This window comes from Inquilinus limosus (genome assembly GCF_051487185.1).
In the GTDB taxonomy this organism is placed as follows: domain Bacteria; phylum Pseudomonadota; class Alphaproteobacteria; order DSM-16000; family Inquilinaceae; genus Inquilinus; species Inquilinus limosus_F.
On the sequence record NZ_JAHVDK010000021.1, the window covers coordinates 45129 to 58702 of the forward strand.

At 69.4% G+C, this 13574-nt stretch carries 10 protein-coding genes; 6 read left to right on the top strand and 4 right to left on the bottom strand.

All coding sequences use genetic code 11. The features are described 5' to 3' along the window. The first annotated feature begins 62 nt into the window (after positions 1-62). The 3 genes from KXR53_RS22770 (at position 63) to KXR53_RS22780 (ending at position 3963) form a co-directional block, all read left to right on the top strand. Positions 63-1352: an ABC transporter substrate-binding protein gene (locus KXR53_RS22770; RefSeq protein ID WP_437377564.1), complete on the top strand. Its 1290-nt coding sequence runs from the start codon at positions 63-65 to the stop codon at positions 1350-1352. A 71-nt stretch (positions 1353-1423) separates the two neighbouring features. Next, positions 1424-2065, top strand: a complete 642-nt coding sequence (locus tag KXR53_RS22775) for a ThuA domain-containing protein (RefSeq protein ID WP_437377565.1) — start codon at positions 1424-1426, stop codon at positions 2063-2065. After that, positions 2062-3963 carry a DUF2264 domain-containing protein gene (locus KXR53_RS22780; RefSeq protein WP_437377567.1) on the top strand — a complete coding sequence of 634 codons (1902 nt, stop codon included), beginning with the start codon at positions 2062-2064 and terminating at the stop codon, positions 3961-3963. The genes KXR53_RS22775 and KXR53_RS22780 overlap by 4 nt, the downstream gene beginning before the upstream one ends. 12 nt (positions 3964-3975) lie before the next feature. On the opposite strand, the gene mdoH is transcribed toward KXR53_RS22780, so the two are convergent. The 4 genes from mdoH to KXR53_RS22800 form a co-directional block, all read right to left on the bottom strand. Next, entirely contained in the window at positions 3976-6057 is a 2082-nt protein-coding gene (gene mdoH, locus KXR53_RS22785) for a glucans biosynthesis glucosyltransferase MdoH (RefSeq protein ID WP_437377568.1), read from the bottom strand. A gap of 26 nt (positions 6058-6083) precedes the next feature. Further along, positions 6084-6548, bottom strand: a complete 465-nt coding sequence (locus KXR53_RS22790) for a hypothetical protein (RefSeq protein ID WP_437377569.1) — start codon at positions 6546-6548, stop codon at positions 6084-6086. A 20-nt stretch (positions 6549-6568) separates the two neighbouring features. Next, complete coding sequence (locus KXR53_RS22795) at positions 6569-8008, bottom strand: glucan biosynthesis protein (RefSeq protein WP_437377570.1); 1440 nt, start codon at positions 8006-8008, stop codon at positions 6569-6571. A 429-nt stretch (positions 8009-8437) separates the two neighbouring features. Further along, positions 8438-10090: a sulfatase-like hydrolase/transferase gene (locus tag KXR53_RS22800; RefSeq protein WP_437377571.1), complete on the bottom strand. Its 1653-nt coding sequence runs from the start codon at positions 10088-10090 to the stop codon at positions 8438-8440. 119 nt (positions 10091-10209) lie between these two features. Between KXR53_RS22800 and KXR53_RS22805 the strand changes: the two genes are divergently transcribed. From KXR53_RS22805 to KXR53_RS22815, 3 genes are read left to right on the top strand one after another with little or no spacing between them, the layout of a single operon-like run. Further along, positions 10210-11346: a peptidase C39 family protein gene (locus KXR53_RS22805; protein ID WP_437377572.1), complete on the top strand. Its 1137-nt coding sequence runs from the start codon at positions 10210-10212 to the stop codon at positions 11344-11346. Further along, a complete protein-coding gene (locus KXR53_RS22810; protein WP_437377573.1) occupies positions 11343-12806 on the top strand; it encodes a RimK family protein in 1464 nt (487 codons plus the stop codon). The genes KXR53_RS22805 and KXR53_RS22810 overlap by 4 nt, the downstream gene beginning before the upstream one ends. A gap of 26 nt (positions 12807-12832) precedes the next feature. Then, the gene (locus KXR53_RS22815) at positions 12833-13426 is read left to right on the top strand and encodes a DUF4893 domain-containing protein (RefSeq protein ID WP_437377574.1); all 594 of its coding nucleotides are present in this window, start codon (positions 12833-12835) and stop codon (positions 13424-13426) included. Positions 13427-13574: the final 148 nt, after the last annotated feature.

Sequence of the window (13574 nt, forward strand, 5' to 3'; positions counted from 1 at the left end):
AATAAGTAACCAAACGGTTATAATGTGGCGGCCGAACGCCGCCTTGTGAGGGGAGGCAACCGATGAAGGCTTTCAACCGCCGTTCGTTCCTGCAGGGGTCGCTCGCCGCCGGGGCGGTGCTGTCGTTCGGCGCCGGCCGGGCCCGGGCCGAGACGACGCGGCTGCGCATGACCTGGTGGGGCTCGCAGGAGCGCGCCAAGCGCACCCAGGATGTGGCCAAGCTTTACGAGCAGAAGGCGCCGGACATCGCCATCGTCGGCGAGCCGCTGAGCGGCGACGCCTACTGGACCAAGCTGTCGACCCAGATGGCCGGGCGCAACGTCTCCGACATCTTCCAGCTCGAGCCCAGCACCGTCTCCGACTATTCGAAGCGCGGCGCCTGCATGGCGCTCGACCAGTTCATCCCGAAGCCGCTCGACGTCGAGGCCTTCGGGCCCAAGATGCTCGATCTGTGCCGGGTTGACGGCAAGATCTACGGCATCGGCCTCGGCCTCAACTCCTTCTCGATGTTCTACGACACCACGGTCTTCGCCAAGGCCGGCATCCCGGTGCCGACGCCGGAGACGACCTGGACCCAGTTCGCCGAGCTGGCGGCGGAGCTGACCAAGGCGGCGGGCAAGGACCAGCTCTGGGGCGCGGCATACGGCGCCCGCTACGCCTATGTGCTGGACGTCTGGCTGCGCCAGCGCGGCAAGGCCCTGTTCTCGCCGGAAGGGTCGATCGGCTTCGGCGTCGAGGACGCCAAGGAGTGGTACGCCTACTGGGAGGATCTGCGGAAGAAGAACATCTGCGTCTCGGCCGACCTCCAGACCCAGGACCAGAACACCATCGAGACCAATCCGCTGACCCGCGGCAACGCGGTGATGGGCTTCACCTATTCCAACCAGCTGATCGGATATCAGGCGATGATGCCGAACAAGCTCGGCATCACCATGGTGCCGGGGCTCGGCGGCGGCGCCCCGTCCGGCCATTATTACCGGCCGGCGCTGATCTGGAGCATCGGCGCGACCTCCAAGCACGGTGAGGCGGCGGCCGCCTTCATCAACTTCTTCGTCAACGACATCGAGGCCGGAAAGATCCTCGGCGTGGAGCGCGGCGTGCCGATGTCGCCGAAGGTGCGCGAGGCGATCCTGCCGATGTTGAACGAGACGGAACGGGCCACGGTCGACTACGTCAACCTGCTGGCGGACAAGGTCAGCGCCTATCCGCCGCCGGCGCCGGTCGGGTCGCAGCAGTTCGACCGGGACGTGGTGCGCAAGACGGCGGACCAGGTCGCCTTCGGCAACCTGTCGATCGACGAGGCGGCGCAGCAGCTGGTCGATCAGGGGAAGGCGATCCTCCGGCCGAAGTGAGCCGAAGTGGGAGAGGGCGGCATGACCGGTCTCCCGGCCGTGCCGCCCGACCGGGAGCGAAGGGGACCGCGATGAAACGCGCCATGATCGTCTGGGGCGGCTGGGACGGGCACGAGCCGGAGCAGGGGGCCGCTTATGTCGCCGCGATGCTGCGGGACGAGGGCTTCGCGGTCCGGGTCGAGGGCGACATCGGCGCCTTCGCCGACCCGGCGCTGCGCGACATGGACCTGATCGTGCCGGTGATCACCCGCGCCGCCATCGCCAAGGAACCGCTGGACAACCTGCTGGCGGCGGTCGAGGGCGGGACGGGGATCGCCGGCTATCACGGCGGCCTCGCCGGGTCGCTCCGCGAGGCGGTGGCCTTCCACTTCATGGCCGGCTGCCAATGGGTGGCGCATCCCGGCGGCATCATCCCGTTCCGGGTCAACGTTATCCGGCCGGACGACCCGATCATGGCCGGCATCGGCGACTTCGACTACCGGTCGGAGCAGTACTATCTGCATGTCGATCCGGCGGTGGAGGTGCTGGCCACCACCACCTTCTCGGGCCAGCACGCGCCCTGGATCGACGGCGTCACCATGCCGGTCGTGTACAAAAAGCGCTATGGCGCCGGGCGGGTGTTCTACACCGCGCTCGGCCATGTGGTGCGCGAGTTCGACCACCCGCAGATGCGCGAGATCCTGCGCCGCGGCCTGCTCTGGGCTTCCCGATGACCGATATCGCCGAACGCGTCCGTGCCAATCCGCTGGCCACCCGGGCCGATGCGCAGCGCCTGCTGCGCGACCTGACCGCGCCGCTCGAATCCGGCTTCAGCCCGGGCCGGGCACAGATCCGGCTCGGGCTCGACTCCGCCCATTTCAACCGCAAGGCGCAGTGGTTCGAGGGCTATGCCCGGCCGCTCTGGGGCTTGGCGCCGCTGCATGCCGGCGGCGGCGGCTTCGGGTTCTGGGACAAGTTCCGCGAGGGCCTGGCCACCGGCACCGACCCGGACCACCCGGAATACTGGGAGGGGGTGACCGATCTCGACCAGCGCTCGGTCGAGATGGCGGCGCTGGGCTTCGCCCTGGCGCTGGCGCCGGACCAGCTGTGGGATCCGCTGCCGCAGGCCGCGAAGCAGCGCGCCGCCGCCTGGTTGGGCGGCATCCAATCGGTCGAGATGGCCGACAACAACTGGCACTTCTTCCCGGTCATGGCCGGGCTGGGGCTGCAGCGGGTGGGCGTCGCCATCGACACCGCCTCGCGCGACCGGCATCTGGCCCGGATCGACGAGTTCATTGGCGCCGAAGGCTGGTACGGCGACGGCGCCGGAGGCTGGATCGACCACTACAACGGCTTCGCGCTGCACTTCTACGGCCTGATCTACGCCGCCCATCGGGCGGAGCAGGATCCGGCGCGAGCCCAGGCCTATCGCGACCGCGCCACCGCCTTCGCCCGGGGCTTCCGCCACTGGTTCGGGGCCGACGGCGCGGCGCTGGCGATCGGCCGGTCGCTGACCTACCGCTTCGCCATGGCCGGGTTCTGGGGCGCGCTCGCCTATGCCGGGGTGGAGGCGCTGCCCTGGGGCCAGATCCGCGGCCTCTGGGCCCGCCAGATCCGCTGGTGGATGCGGCAGCCGATCTTCGACGCCGCCGGGCGCCTGCCGGTCGGTTATCGCTGGCCCAACTACTTCATGAGCGAGGAGTACAACTCTCCCGGCTCGCCCTACTGGGCGTTCAAGGCCTTCCTGCCGCTGGCCCTGCCGAACAGCCACCCCTTCTGGACGGCGCGGGAGGAGGCGCTGGATGCGCCGGACGGCACCACGACGCTGCGCGGCGCTTCCATGGTGGTGCGGCGCAACCAGGGCGACGTGGTGGCGCTGCCGGCTGGGCCGGTGCGCACCGAGATGCGCGGCTCGACCGACAAGTACGGCAAGCTGGCCTACTCCTCGCGCTGGGGCCTGGCGGTCGAAGCGGATCGCTGGCTGCATGTCGGCTTCTGCGGCGACAACATCCTGGCGGTCAGCCGCGACGGGCAGGAGTTCCGCACCCGCGGCGCGCTCACCGCCTCCCGGGTCGGCGACGGCTGGATCGAGACCGTCTGGCAGCCCATGGCCGGGGTGCGGGTGACGACGCTGCAGTCCTTCGCCGGCGACTGGGAGGTGCGGCTGCACCGCATCGCCGCCGACGCGCCGCTGGCGGTGATCGAGACCGGCCACGCCGTGCCGGCGCACAGCCGCACGCGGGGCAAGCTGAAGCAGGCCTTCGAGTCCCGGGAACCGGGGCCGCAAGCCCTGACCCTGACGGTCACGGATGGCCATGCCTGCAGCCTGGCCGATCTCGGCGGGCTGCGCCGCGCGGTCGAGGCGGATGTGGCGCCGAACACCCATCTGGTGTTCCCGCAAGCCTCGGTGCCGGCCCTGGTCGGCCGGATCGGCGCTGGCGAGACGCTGCTGGTCACCTTGGTGCGGCCTTCCTGGGGCGTCGATCCCGAGGCGCTGCCGGCATCGCTGCCCTCGGCCGACGACCTGCGGTCGATCGCCGAGGCCGCGGGCTGGAACGCCGCGATCCTCGACTGGGTCGTCCTGCCCCGCAGCCTGGAGATCCGCCGCCGGCCGGTCGCGGAGTGGGAGTGAGGGCGGGGCGCTTCAGCCCCGTGGCGCGGCCTGCAGCCGGCCGCCGGCCAGGGCGGTCAGGTGCAGCTCGCTCAAAGACCGGGGGTCGAACAGCAGCGCGACCTTCTCGTCGCGGCTGAGGGCGCCGGTGGCGAGCGTGCCGGGGCCGCCGGCGGTCAGCTTGCGGCGTGCCGCCTCGATCACCTTCGGGTCCTCGCGTCCGGCTTCGGGCGATCCGGTCAGCAGCGTCATGTGGATGGCGTTGGCCAGCGGGTCGCGGATCACCGTCGCCAGCCCGTCCTCCACCGGCTTCGTGGTCGCGGCCAGCTGCTCGCCGAGCGCCGCCGCCTCGACCACGATCTGCGGCTTCTGCCGCTCCTCCGGCGTGACCAGCAGGCCAAGCCGTCGGGCCGAGACGCCGGCGGAATGGCGCGAGGTGATCACCGACAGCGGGATCGACAGCAGCAGGCCGATCACCAGCGGCGACAGCCAGGCCAGCATCGAGGGCGAGATCCACAGCGCCACCACGCCCAGCACCACGCCGAAGATGGTGTGGCTGCGATGCATCTGCACCGCGTCGCCCCAGGTCGTGCCGCGGTCGTCGCGCGACTGCGTGCCCCAGCCGGAATCGCGGCCGAGGAAGGCCTGCATCACGAAGGTGGAGTGGAACAGCATCATCACCGGCGCCTGGAAGACCGAGAAGAAGGTCTCGAACAGCAGGCTCACCAGCGCCCGGAAGGCGCCGCCGTAGCCGGCCGCGAGCTTCCGGTCGAACAGCAGCAACAGCCAGCCGAAGATCTTCGGCGCCAGCAGCATGCCGAAGGAGATCACCAAGAGGCGCACCGCCAGCGTCTGGTCCTGCACCGGCCAGACCGGGAACAGCGACTCGGCCGTCGGGAAATAGACCGGGATCTCCAGCTTGTGCTCCAGCGCCGTCAGCATGCCGACGCAGATGAAGACCAGCCACAGGGGGGAGGAGACGTAGCTCATCACCCCCATCGCCATGTGCTGGCGCGACAGCGGGTGCAGGCCGCGCGCCACCAGCACGCGCAGATGCTGCATGTTGCCCTGGCACCAGCGCCGGTCGCGCTTGGCGTGGTCGATCATCGTCGGCGGGCATTCCTCGTAGCTGCCGCCGAGTTCCGGCACCAGCCAGGCGGTCCAGCCGTTGCGCCGGATCAGCGCCGCCTCGACGAAGTCGTGCGACAGGATGTGGCCGCCGAAGGGCGGCCGGCCGGACAGGATCGGCAGGCCGCAGCTCTCGATGAAGGCGCGTGTGCGGATGATCGCGTTGTGGCCCCAGTAGTTGCCGTCGCCGAGCTGCCAGAAGGCCAAGCCGGCGCTGACGATCGGGCCGTAGAGGCGCCCGGCGAACTGCTGCATCCGGGCCCACAGCGTGTTGCGGTTCACCACCAGCGGCGGCGCCTGGATGATGCCGGCGCGCGGGTTGGCCTGCATCAGCCGGGCCATGGTGACCAGCGTGTCGCCGGCCATCAGGCTGTCGGCGTCCAGCACCACCATGAAGTCGTAGCGGGCACCCCAGCGGGTGCAGAAATCGGCGATGTTGCCGGCCTTCTTGGCGACATTGTGCCGGCGCTTGCGGTAGAAGATGCGGCCGCTGCCCTCGGTGCGGCGGCACAGCGCGCTCCAGCCGATCTCCTCCGCCACCCAAACGTCGGGGTTGGTGCTGTCACTCAGGATGAAGATGTCGAAGGCGTCGAGGTGCCCGGTCCGCGCCAGGCTGTCGTGGATCGCCTGCAGGTTGGCGTAGATGCCGGTCGTGTCCTCGTTGTAGACCGGCATCAGCACGGCGGTGCGGCTCTTCAGCGGCGCCACCGCCTCGGCGCCCTGCGGCCAGACCAGGCCGGGCTGGCCCCAGCGCAGCAGCAGCGTCAGGAAGCCGGGCAGGGCGGTCCAGAAGGACAGCGCGATCCAGGAGAAGTTGATGGCGAACATCACCACCAGGGCCAGTTCCAGCCCGGTGACGCCGCCGACCGACAGAAAGCGGTAGAGGGCGAAGGCGGCCGCGATCGTCGAGAGCGCGGTCGCGCCGAAGACCGCAAGGCGGCGCCAACGAGCCGCGGAGGCGTAGGACGCCGCTTCGAGTCCGGTCATCGGTTAGGTCGGACGCCTTTCTTCCGTCAGGCCGGGCGCCGTTCGGCCGCCTCGGGCGACCACCAGCCGGCCCAGATCGGGTCGAGCGGCTGGTCCAGCATCGGCGTCGGCTTGGAGCGCGGCACCGGCACCGGCGACACCCGGCGCAGCGCCTGCTCCATGGCCTTGGGCAGCGGATCCTCGGACAGGAAGTGCTCGGGCCAGCGGCGGGCGGCGTCGGTCAGGAGATAGGCGGCCCGGCCGATGGTCAGGATGGCATCGTCGCTCTTCTCGTTGCGGTTCAGCACCACGGCGAACCAGTCGGCGGTGCGCCGGCGCGCATGCTCCAGCAGCGCCTGGGCCGACATTGTCGACGGGTCGACGTCGCAGAATGCCGTCTCGATTGCACCGGAGAGCGCAGCCGGGTCGGTGAAGCCGAGACCCTGGAAGAAGGCGATGACGTTGTCGGGCATGTTGATGTTGACCGGGGTTTGCAACCCGACCTGGGACATGGGATGATTCCGATGCGTCGTCAAGGCGTCCATTGGAAACTCCATGTTTCGGTCAGGGCATCGCTGCCCTGCCGTAAGAAGCACCGAAGCTCGGCCGGGTCGCCCCCGGCGGGCTTCAGGTCGAAGAAGGCCCGCCAGCCGCCGATCTCCGGATTCCGCTGCGCGACGGGAAACTGGATCTCCCCCGCGGAAGCCGTGACCACGGCTTCCAATGACGCGTCCTGCGGCAAAGAGTCAAGCGCGCCGCCCCGGAAGTCGATGACGAACTTGCGGGTATCGCTCGACTTGCTGTCGCCGCCGGATATGCCGCCGGCGCCGGTGCGCGTCGACACCACGACCCCGCGGTCGCTGCTGACCGGCGGGTTCATGCCCCAGTGCAGCCGGTAGGACAGCTTCCATTCCTGGCCGGCGTCGACCGGCTGCTTCGGCACCCAGAAGGCGACGATGTTGTCGTGGATCTCGCTGTCGGTCGGGATCTCGACCAGCTGCACCACGCCCGGGCCCCAGCCGCTCAGCGGCTCCACCCACAGGCTCGGCCGGCGCTCATACATCGCCTCCAGGTCCTGGTAGCTGCTGTAGGAGCGCTGGCGCTGCATCAGCCCGAAGCCGCGCGGGTTCTCGTCCATGAAGGAGCTGATCAGCAGGCGCGACGGGTTGCGCAGCGGCCGCCAGATCCACTCGCCGGCCCCGGTCCACATCGACAGACCGTCGCTGTCGTGCACCTCCGGCCGGAAGTCGTCGAAGATCCGGTGGTCCTGCGGCCCGAACAGGAACATGCTGGTCAGGGGCGCGATGCCGAACTTCTCGATCTTGTGGCGGGGATACAGCGTCGCCTCGATGTCGACCGTGGTGATCTCGCCCGGCTTGATCAGGAAGCTGTAGGCACCGGTCACGCCCGGGCTGTCCAGCAGGGCGTAAAGCCGGATCTGCTTCGCGTCCGGCGCCGGCGTCTCGACCCAGAACTGGCGGAAATACGGGAATTCCTCGCCGCGGGTCGATCCGGTGTCGATCGCGAGGCCGCGGGCCGACAGGCCGTAGATGTTCTTACGGCCGAGGCAGCGGAAATAGCTGGCGCCCAGGAACACCGCGATCTCGTCCAGGAACTCCGGCCGGTTGATCGCGTAGTGGATCCGGAAGCCGGCGTAGCCGAGATGGTCGGGCGGCGTTTCCGGGAACTTGGTGCCGCCCAGGTCGAACAGGTCCTGGCGGTACAGCACCTCCCGCGCCTGGTAGCCGTCGACCTGGAAGATGTGGACCGGCTTGTCGTAATAGGCGCCCAGATGGAAGAACTGCATCTGGAACGGCAGGTTCTCGGGCTTCCACAGCGCTTGCTCCGGCAGGAAGCGGATGGCGCGGAGCTGGTCGTAGCTGAGCTGGGTGATCTCCGCCGGCAGGTTCTCGTCCATCGGCACGAACGGGGCCTGCGACACGGTCTTGGCCCGGTCGATCAGCCAGGTCATGCTGAACGGCGTGGCTTCGCCCAGGCTGGGGGCAGCAAGAACGGGCCGCGCGGCTCCGAACAACGAAGACGCCGCGAGCGCGGTCGTTCCCATCAAGATCTGGCGTCTGGTCAGCCCCACGTTACCACCACCGGATTTTTGCACCGCAACATACCGGTACCATTGATCGTGATTGTGGCGGTTCGTGGACAGAGACTCCCGCTCGCGGCACCGGCTGTGCCGTGAGCGGCCCAAGCCCCCACAACCCGGTCCCGGCCCGCGGCGTTGCTGCCGCCTCGGGCCGAAACCGACCGATCAACGTAACCTTCGTTAATTTGTTCCGATCGTAGCCTAGCCGCTCCGCGAACCGCGCAGAAGCGGCCGAATCCAGGCGCGGCGGCCGGTGCAGCCCTGCATTTTCACAGATTGACATGCGAGATTGACTCGCTTTTACGGAGAGAAGGACCGGGCGAACGCATCCCGGAAGCTCGCCATTGGCGCCACCGGCCCGGCGGCCGGGGGCGCCAGCCCGTTGGCGAAGCCCCAGTCGCGGAACCGGGCGACCAGGTCCGGGTCGCGGCTGAAGACGTGCACGGGCACGTCGCGCGGCGTGCCCGGGCCGGTCACGATCGGCGCCGGCTGGTGGTCGCCCAGCACGATCATCAGCGTGTGGTCGTCCAGCAGCCGGCCGGCGTAGTCCAGCACGGCGCGCAGCGAATAGGCCACCGACAGCCCGTATTGGGTGCGGATCCGGTCGGGATCGCGCCACACCTCCTCGGGCGTGCCGCCGGCCGCCGGCAGGGTCCGATACAGGCTGCCGTCGCCGATGCTGCCCCAGTCCTCGACCAGGGCCGGCACCGGGGTCCAGGGCGCGTGACTCGACACCAGCACGACCTCGCTGAACAGCGGCCGCGGCTGGCGTTGCCGCCAGCGCTCATAGGCGGCGAGCGTGTACTGGTCCGGCATCGTCACCCAGCCGAAGGGCGGGCCGGCATAGCCGAGATCGTCGGCGAACAGCGTGTGGTCGAAGCCGTAGAAGCGGGTCGCCTCCGGCAAGGGGCGGGTGATCGCCGGGGCGATCAGCGCGGTGTGGTAGCCGGCATCGGCGAACAGCCGGACCAGCGTCATGCGCCGGCCGGTGACCAGCAGGTCGTAGCGCAGCTGGTTGTCGACCTCGAGGCCGCTCGCCAGCGTCGCATGCGCCAGCCAGGACTGGCCGCCGCGGGTCGGCGAGGCCAGCCAGCCGGAGGCGGTGTGGATCCCGGCAGCGGCCAGCTTCGGCGCCGCCTCGGCCAGCGCCGCCATGGGCGCCGTGTCGAAGCGCGGATCCTCCAGGGCGCTGCGGCCGTAGGATTCGACGAAGACGACGGTGACGTCGGCGCCGCCCAGCCCGGCCAGCGGCGTCGCCGGCAGGGCACCGCGCAGCGGGTCCGCAGCCTCTTCCGTCCGGAACTGCCCCGCCATCGCCAGGGTCGGGATCAGGCGGCCGACCTGGTCGGCGACCATGCGGCTGGCGATGTCGTCGACCGGCCGGGCCGCGCCATAGGCGTCGGGCACGGCCTGGCCGACGGCGAAGGCCAGGATCGCCAGCGCCGCCAGCCCGCCGGCGGCGGCCCGGCGGGGGGCGGAGGCCGCCAGGGCGCGCTGCAGCGTGCGGACCGATCGCGCGGTCGCCCACCAGACGCCCCAGCCGGCGATCAGCGCCGCCAGGGTCAGGCCGATCAGGCCGAAGGCGCCGATCACCCCGGACGCGAGATGCATGCCGTTCACCAGCAGCAGCCGGTCGACATAGAGGTTCACCGGCCGGCCGAAGGAGAGCTGGGTGGCGAGGTCTGCCAGCTTGAGCAGGACGAACAGCAGGCCGAGGCCGCCCAGCCCGGCGGCGACGGCTTGTGACCGGCGCAGCGGCGCCGCAAGGGCCAGGAGCAGGGTCAGAATCGCCAACTCGACCGGGACCGAGATCAGGCTGTAGGTCTGCCAGCTGTTCGGGTCCGACGGCATGCCGAGCAGCAGCGTCAGCCAGACCAGCGCCGCGGCCACGCGCAGCCCGCCGAGCAGCGGCGCGAGCCGGAAGCGGGGCAGGGCGGTGTCGGTCGGGGTCATAGTGCGAGACGATGGCACAGCTGCCCATGGCCGGTGGATGAAATCTCCGTCAGTTTCGGAATCGACCCTGGTGCCGGACCCGTATCGGCGCGATAACCAGATCGAGATTCGACCGCGCGATGCCCGACGACAGATCCGCCGCCCCGATCGCCGAGACCATTCGGCTCGCCACGCCCGACGACGTGCCGCGGCTGCTGGAGATCGAATCTCGCGCCTTCGACCATGACCGCCTCAGCCGGCGCAGCTTCCTGCACCTGCTGACCAAGGGCCACGCGGTCTGCCTGGCGGCGGAGGCGGGGGGGCGGCTGCTCGGTTACGCCCTGGTGCTGCTGCGCCGGACCACGGCGCTGGCGCGGCTCTATTCCCTCGCGATCGACCCGGAGGCGCGCGGCCGCGGCCTCGGCGCCCGGCTGCTGGACGCGGCGGAGCGGGCGGCCCACGACCAGGGGGCGCTGTTCCTGCGGCTGGAGGTGCGGCCGGACAACAACCCGGCGATCGCGCTCTACGTGTCGCGCGGCTACCGCCATTTCGGGCGCTATCTCGACTTTTACGAGGACCACGCCGATGCGCTGCGCTTCGAGAAGCGGCTGGGCACCGAAGACCTGCCGCAGGTCGACCTGCACGTGCCCTATTACGCCCAGACCACCAACTTCACCTGCGGCGCCGCGGCGCTCTTGATGGCGCTGAAGGCGCTCGACTCGGACACCGAGCTGAGCCGGGCGCGCGAGCTGCGGCTGTGGCGCGAGGCGACGACGATCTACATGACCTCGGGCCATGGCGGCTGCGATCCGTACGGCCTGGCGCTGGCGGCGCATGACCGCGGGCTGCGGGCGCGGATCTTCGTCAGCGACGATTCGATCCTGTTCCTCGACGGCGTGCGCAGCCCGGACAAGAAGGCGGTGATGACGGTGGTGCAGGAGGATTTCCGCGCCCGCTGCGCCCGTCGCCGGATCGAGGTCGCGCACCGTGCCCTCGCTTTGCCCGAAATGTGCGCCCTGATCGCCGAGGGGGCGATCCCGATCGTCCTGATCAGCATGTTCCGGGGTTATGGCGAGAAAAATCCGCACTGGGTGGTGGCGAACGGCTTCGACGAGCGTTTCATCTACGTCCACGACCCCTGGGTCGCGGTGACGGAGATGGAAAGCGCCTCGGCCAAGGCCAATCTCCCGATCCCGCGCCAGGAATTCGAGCGTATGGCCCGCTACGGCCGCACCCAGCTCAGGGCCGCGGTCGTGCTCAGCAGGAAGGGTTCATGAGCGGTTGGATCATCGTCGTCGACCGTATCGGCGACTTCAAGGGCGACCCGGACGGCCGCCAGCTCGTCACCACCCGGGACTACATCGCCCGGCCGCAGACGCTGAAGGGAGGGGACGCGAAGGTCATCAACCTGTCGCGCTCCACCGCCTACATGACCCGGGGCTACTACGTCTCGCTGCTGGCCGAGGCCCGCGCCCACCGGGTCATCCCGATGGTCGAGACCATCCTCGATCTCGGCCAGAAGACGCTCTATAAGATCGCGCTGCCGGATCTGGAGGACGACCTCAACCGCCGGATCAAGCGCCTGTCGCCGCCGCCGGGCGGCCCGTTCAAGCTGATCATCTGCTTCGGCCGCGCCGATGACGACCGGTTCCAGGATTTCGGCCGCCGGGTGTTCGACTGGTTCCGCGCCCCGATCCTCGAGGTCAAGGTCCGCTTCACCGACCGCTTCCGCATCGCCTCGATCGGCGAGCTGTCGATCGCCGACATCGAGGGCGAGACCGAGGCCTTTTTCTACGACACGCTCGACCTCTACACGCGCCAGAGCTGGCGCAACCCGAAGGAGAACAAGCCGGCGAAATACACCCTCGCCGTGCTGTTCAACCCGAAGGAGGAGTTCGCGCCCTCGACCCACCGCTCGATCCTGAAGCTCGCCCGCGTGGCCGAGACCATGGATATGGAGGTCGAGGTCATCGAGAAGAAGGATCTGCTGCGCCTGGCCGAATACGACGCGCTGTTCATTCGCGAGACCACCGCGATCGACAACCACACCTTCCGCTTCGCCCGCAGGGCGGAGCAGGAAGGCATGCCGGTGATCGACGATTCCACCTCGATCCTGCGCTGCACCAACAAGGTCTATCTCTACGAGCTGCTGACCGCGAACAAGATCCCGACGCCGAAGACCGTGGTGGTCGACAGCCTGAAGAACATCGAGCGGCTGGAGGAGGAGTTCGCCTATCCGATGGTGCTGAAGATCCCGGACGGGTCCTTCAGCCGCGGCGTGTTCAAGGCCAATGACCGGCGCGAGCTGGAGCAGATGGCCGAGCAGCTCCTGGACGATTCCGACGTCATCCTGGCGCAGGAGTTCATGCCGACCGACCATGACTGGCGGGTCGGCGTGCTGGACGGTGAGCCGCTGTTCGTCTGCCAGTACATGATGGCGAAGAAGCACTGGCAGATCGTGCGCCATTCCGCCGACGGCAAGGTCGGCTGGGGCAACTTCAAGACCTTCCCGCTCGACGAGGTGCCGCCCGAGGTGCTGGACGTGGCGGTGCGCGCGGCCAAGCTGATCGGCGACGGGCTCTACGGCGTCGACCTGAAGCAGACCGAGAAGGGCGTGTTCGTGATCGAGATCAACGACAACCCCAATCTCGACCATGGCTGCGAGGATATGGTCGCCAAGGACGATCTGTGGCGGCGGATCTGCCGCTGGTTCATCGACCGCATCGACGCCGGCTGAGCGGCCGCGCGGAAGGGGAGGGGGGAATGGCACGTCGCGCATGGCTTCCGCTGGCTCTGGTCCTGGCCGGCACCAGCCCCGCCTGGGCCGACGGCAGCTTCGACGCCAAGATCACGGCTGCCGACCGGCAGCGGCTCGAGACCTTCGATTCCGTGCGCGGCGAGGCGATCGGCGCCGCCCGCGAGAGCGAGGACAAGGCCGCGCTCGCCGCGCTCGACGCGATCCTGTCCGGCCGGTCGGAGACGATCCGCGGCGCCGGCGACCTCGCCGGCGACTGGCGCTGCCGGGTGGCGAAGCTGGGCGGCAACCTGTCTCTCGTCGTCTATGGCTGGTTCCGCTGCCGGATCACCGACGACGCGACCGGGCTGCGGCTCGACAAGGTCTCCGGCTCGCAGCGCACCAGCGGCATCTTCTATGACGACTCGAATGCCGAGCGACTGACCTATCTCGGCGCGCTGTACTATGGCACTGAAGGCAAGCCCAAAGCCTATGGCAGCGACCCGGAGCGCGACCAGGTCGGCTATCTGGTCCGGGTCGGGCGTGACCGGCTGCGGCTCGAATTCCCGTCGCCTCGTTTCGAGTCCCAGTTCGACGTCATGGAGCTCGAACGCATCCGCTGATCGGCGCGGTCAGGCCCCCGCGGTCAAACGTCCTCGCGCCAGCGCCGACGGAAATCCCGCGGCGTCAGCCCGACATGCCGCTTGAAGGCGGTGGTCAGATGGCTGTGGCAAGATCCTGCGGTCAGCCGGCGAAGCGCCGGCCTGGATC

What these genes read in the sequence shown, in the direction of transcription:
- KXR53_RS22770 (WP_437377564.1), top strand. Translation starts at nt 63, where the DNA reads ATGAAGGCTTTCAACCGCCGTTCGTTCCTGCAGGGGTCGCTCGCCGCC.
- KXR53_RS22775 (WP_437377565.1), top strand. Translation starts at nt 1,424, where the DNA reads ATGAAACGCGCCATGATCGTCTGGGGCGGCTGGGACGGGCACGAGCCG.
- KXR53_RS22780 (WP_437377567.1), top strand. Translation starts at nt 2,062, where the DNA reads ATGACCGATATCGCCGAACGCGTCCGTGCCAATCCGCTGGCCACCCGG.
- mdoH (WP_437377568.1), bottom strand. Translation starts at nt 6,057, where the DNA reads ATGACCGGACTCGAAGCGGCGTCCTACGCCTCCGCGGCTCGTTGGCGC.
- KXR53_RS22790 (WP_437377569.1), bottom strand. Translation starts at nt 6,548, where the DNA reads ATGTCCCAGGTCGGGTTGCAAACCCCGGTCAACATCAACATGCCCGAC.
- KXR53_RS22795 (WP_437377570.1), bottom strand. Translation starts at nt 8,008, where the DNA reads ATGACCTGGCTGATCGACCGGGCCAAGACCGTGTCGCAGGCCCCGTTC.
- KXR53_RS22800 (WP_437377571.1), bottom strand. Translation starts at nt 10,090, where the DNA reads ATGACCCCGACCGACACCGCCCTGCCCCGCTTCCGGCTCGCGCCGCTG.
- KXR53_RS22805 (WP_437377572.1), top strand. Translation starts at nt 10,210, where the DNA reads ATGCCCGACGACAGATCCGCCGCCCCGATCGCCGAGACCATTCGGCTC.
- KXR53_RS22810 (WP_437377573.1), top strand. Translation starts at nt 11,343, where the DNA reads ATGAGCGGTTGGATCATCGTCGTCGACCGTATCGGCGACTTCAAGGGC.
- KXR53_RS22815 (WP_437377574.1), top strand. Translation starts at nt 12,833, where the DNA reads ATGGCACGTCGCGCATGGCTTCCGCTGGCTCTGGTCCTGGCCGGCACC.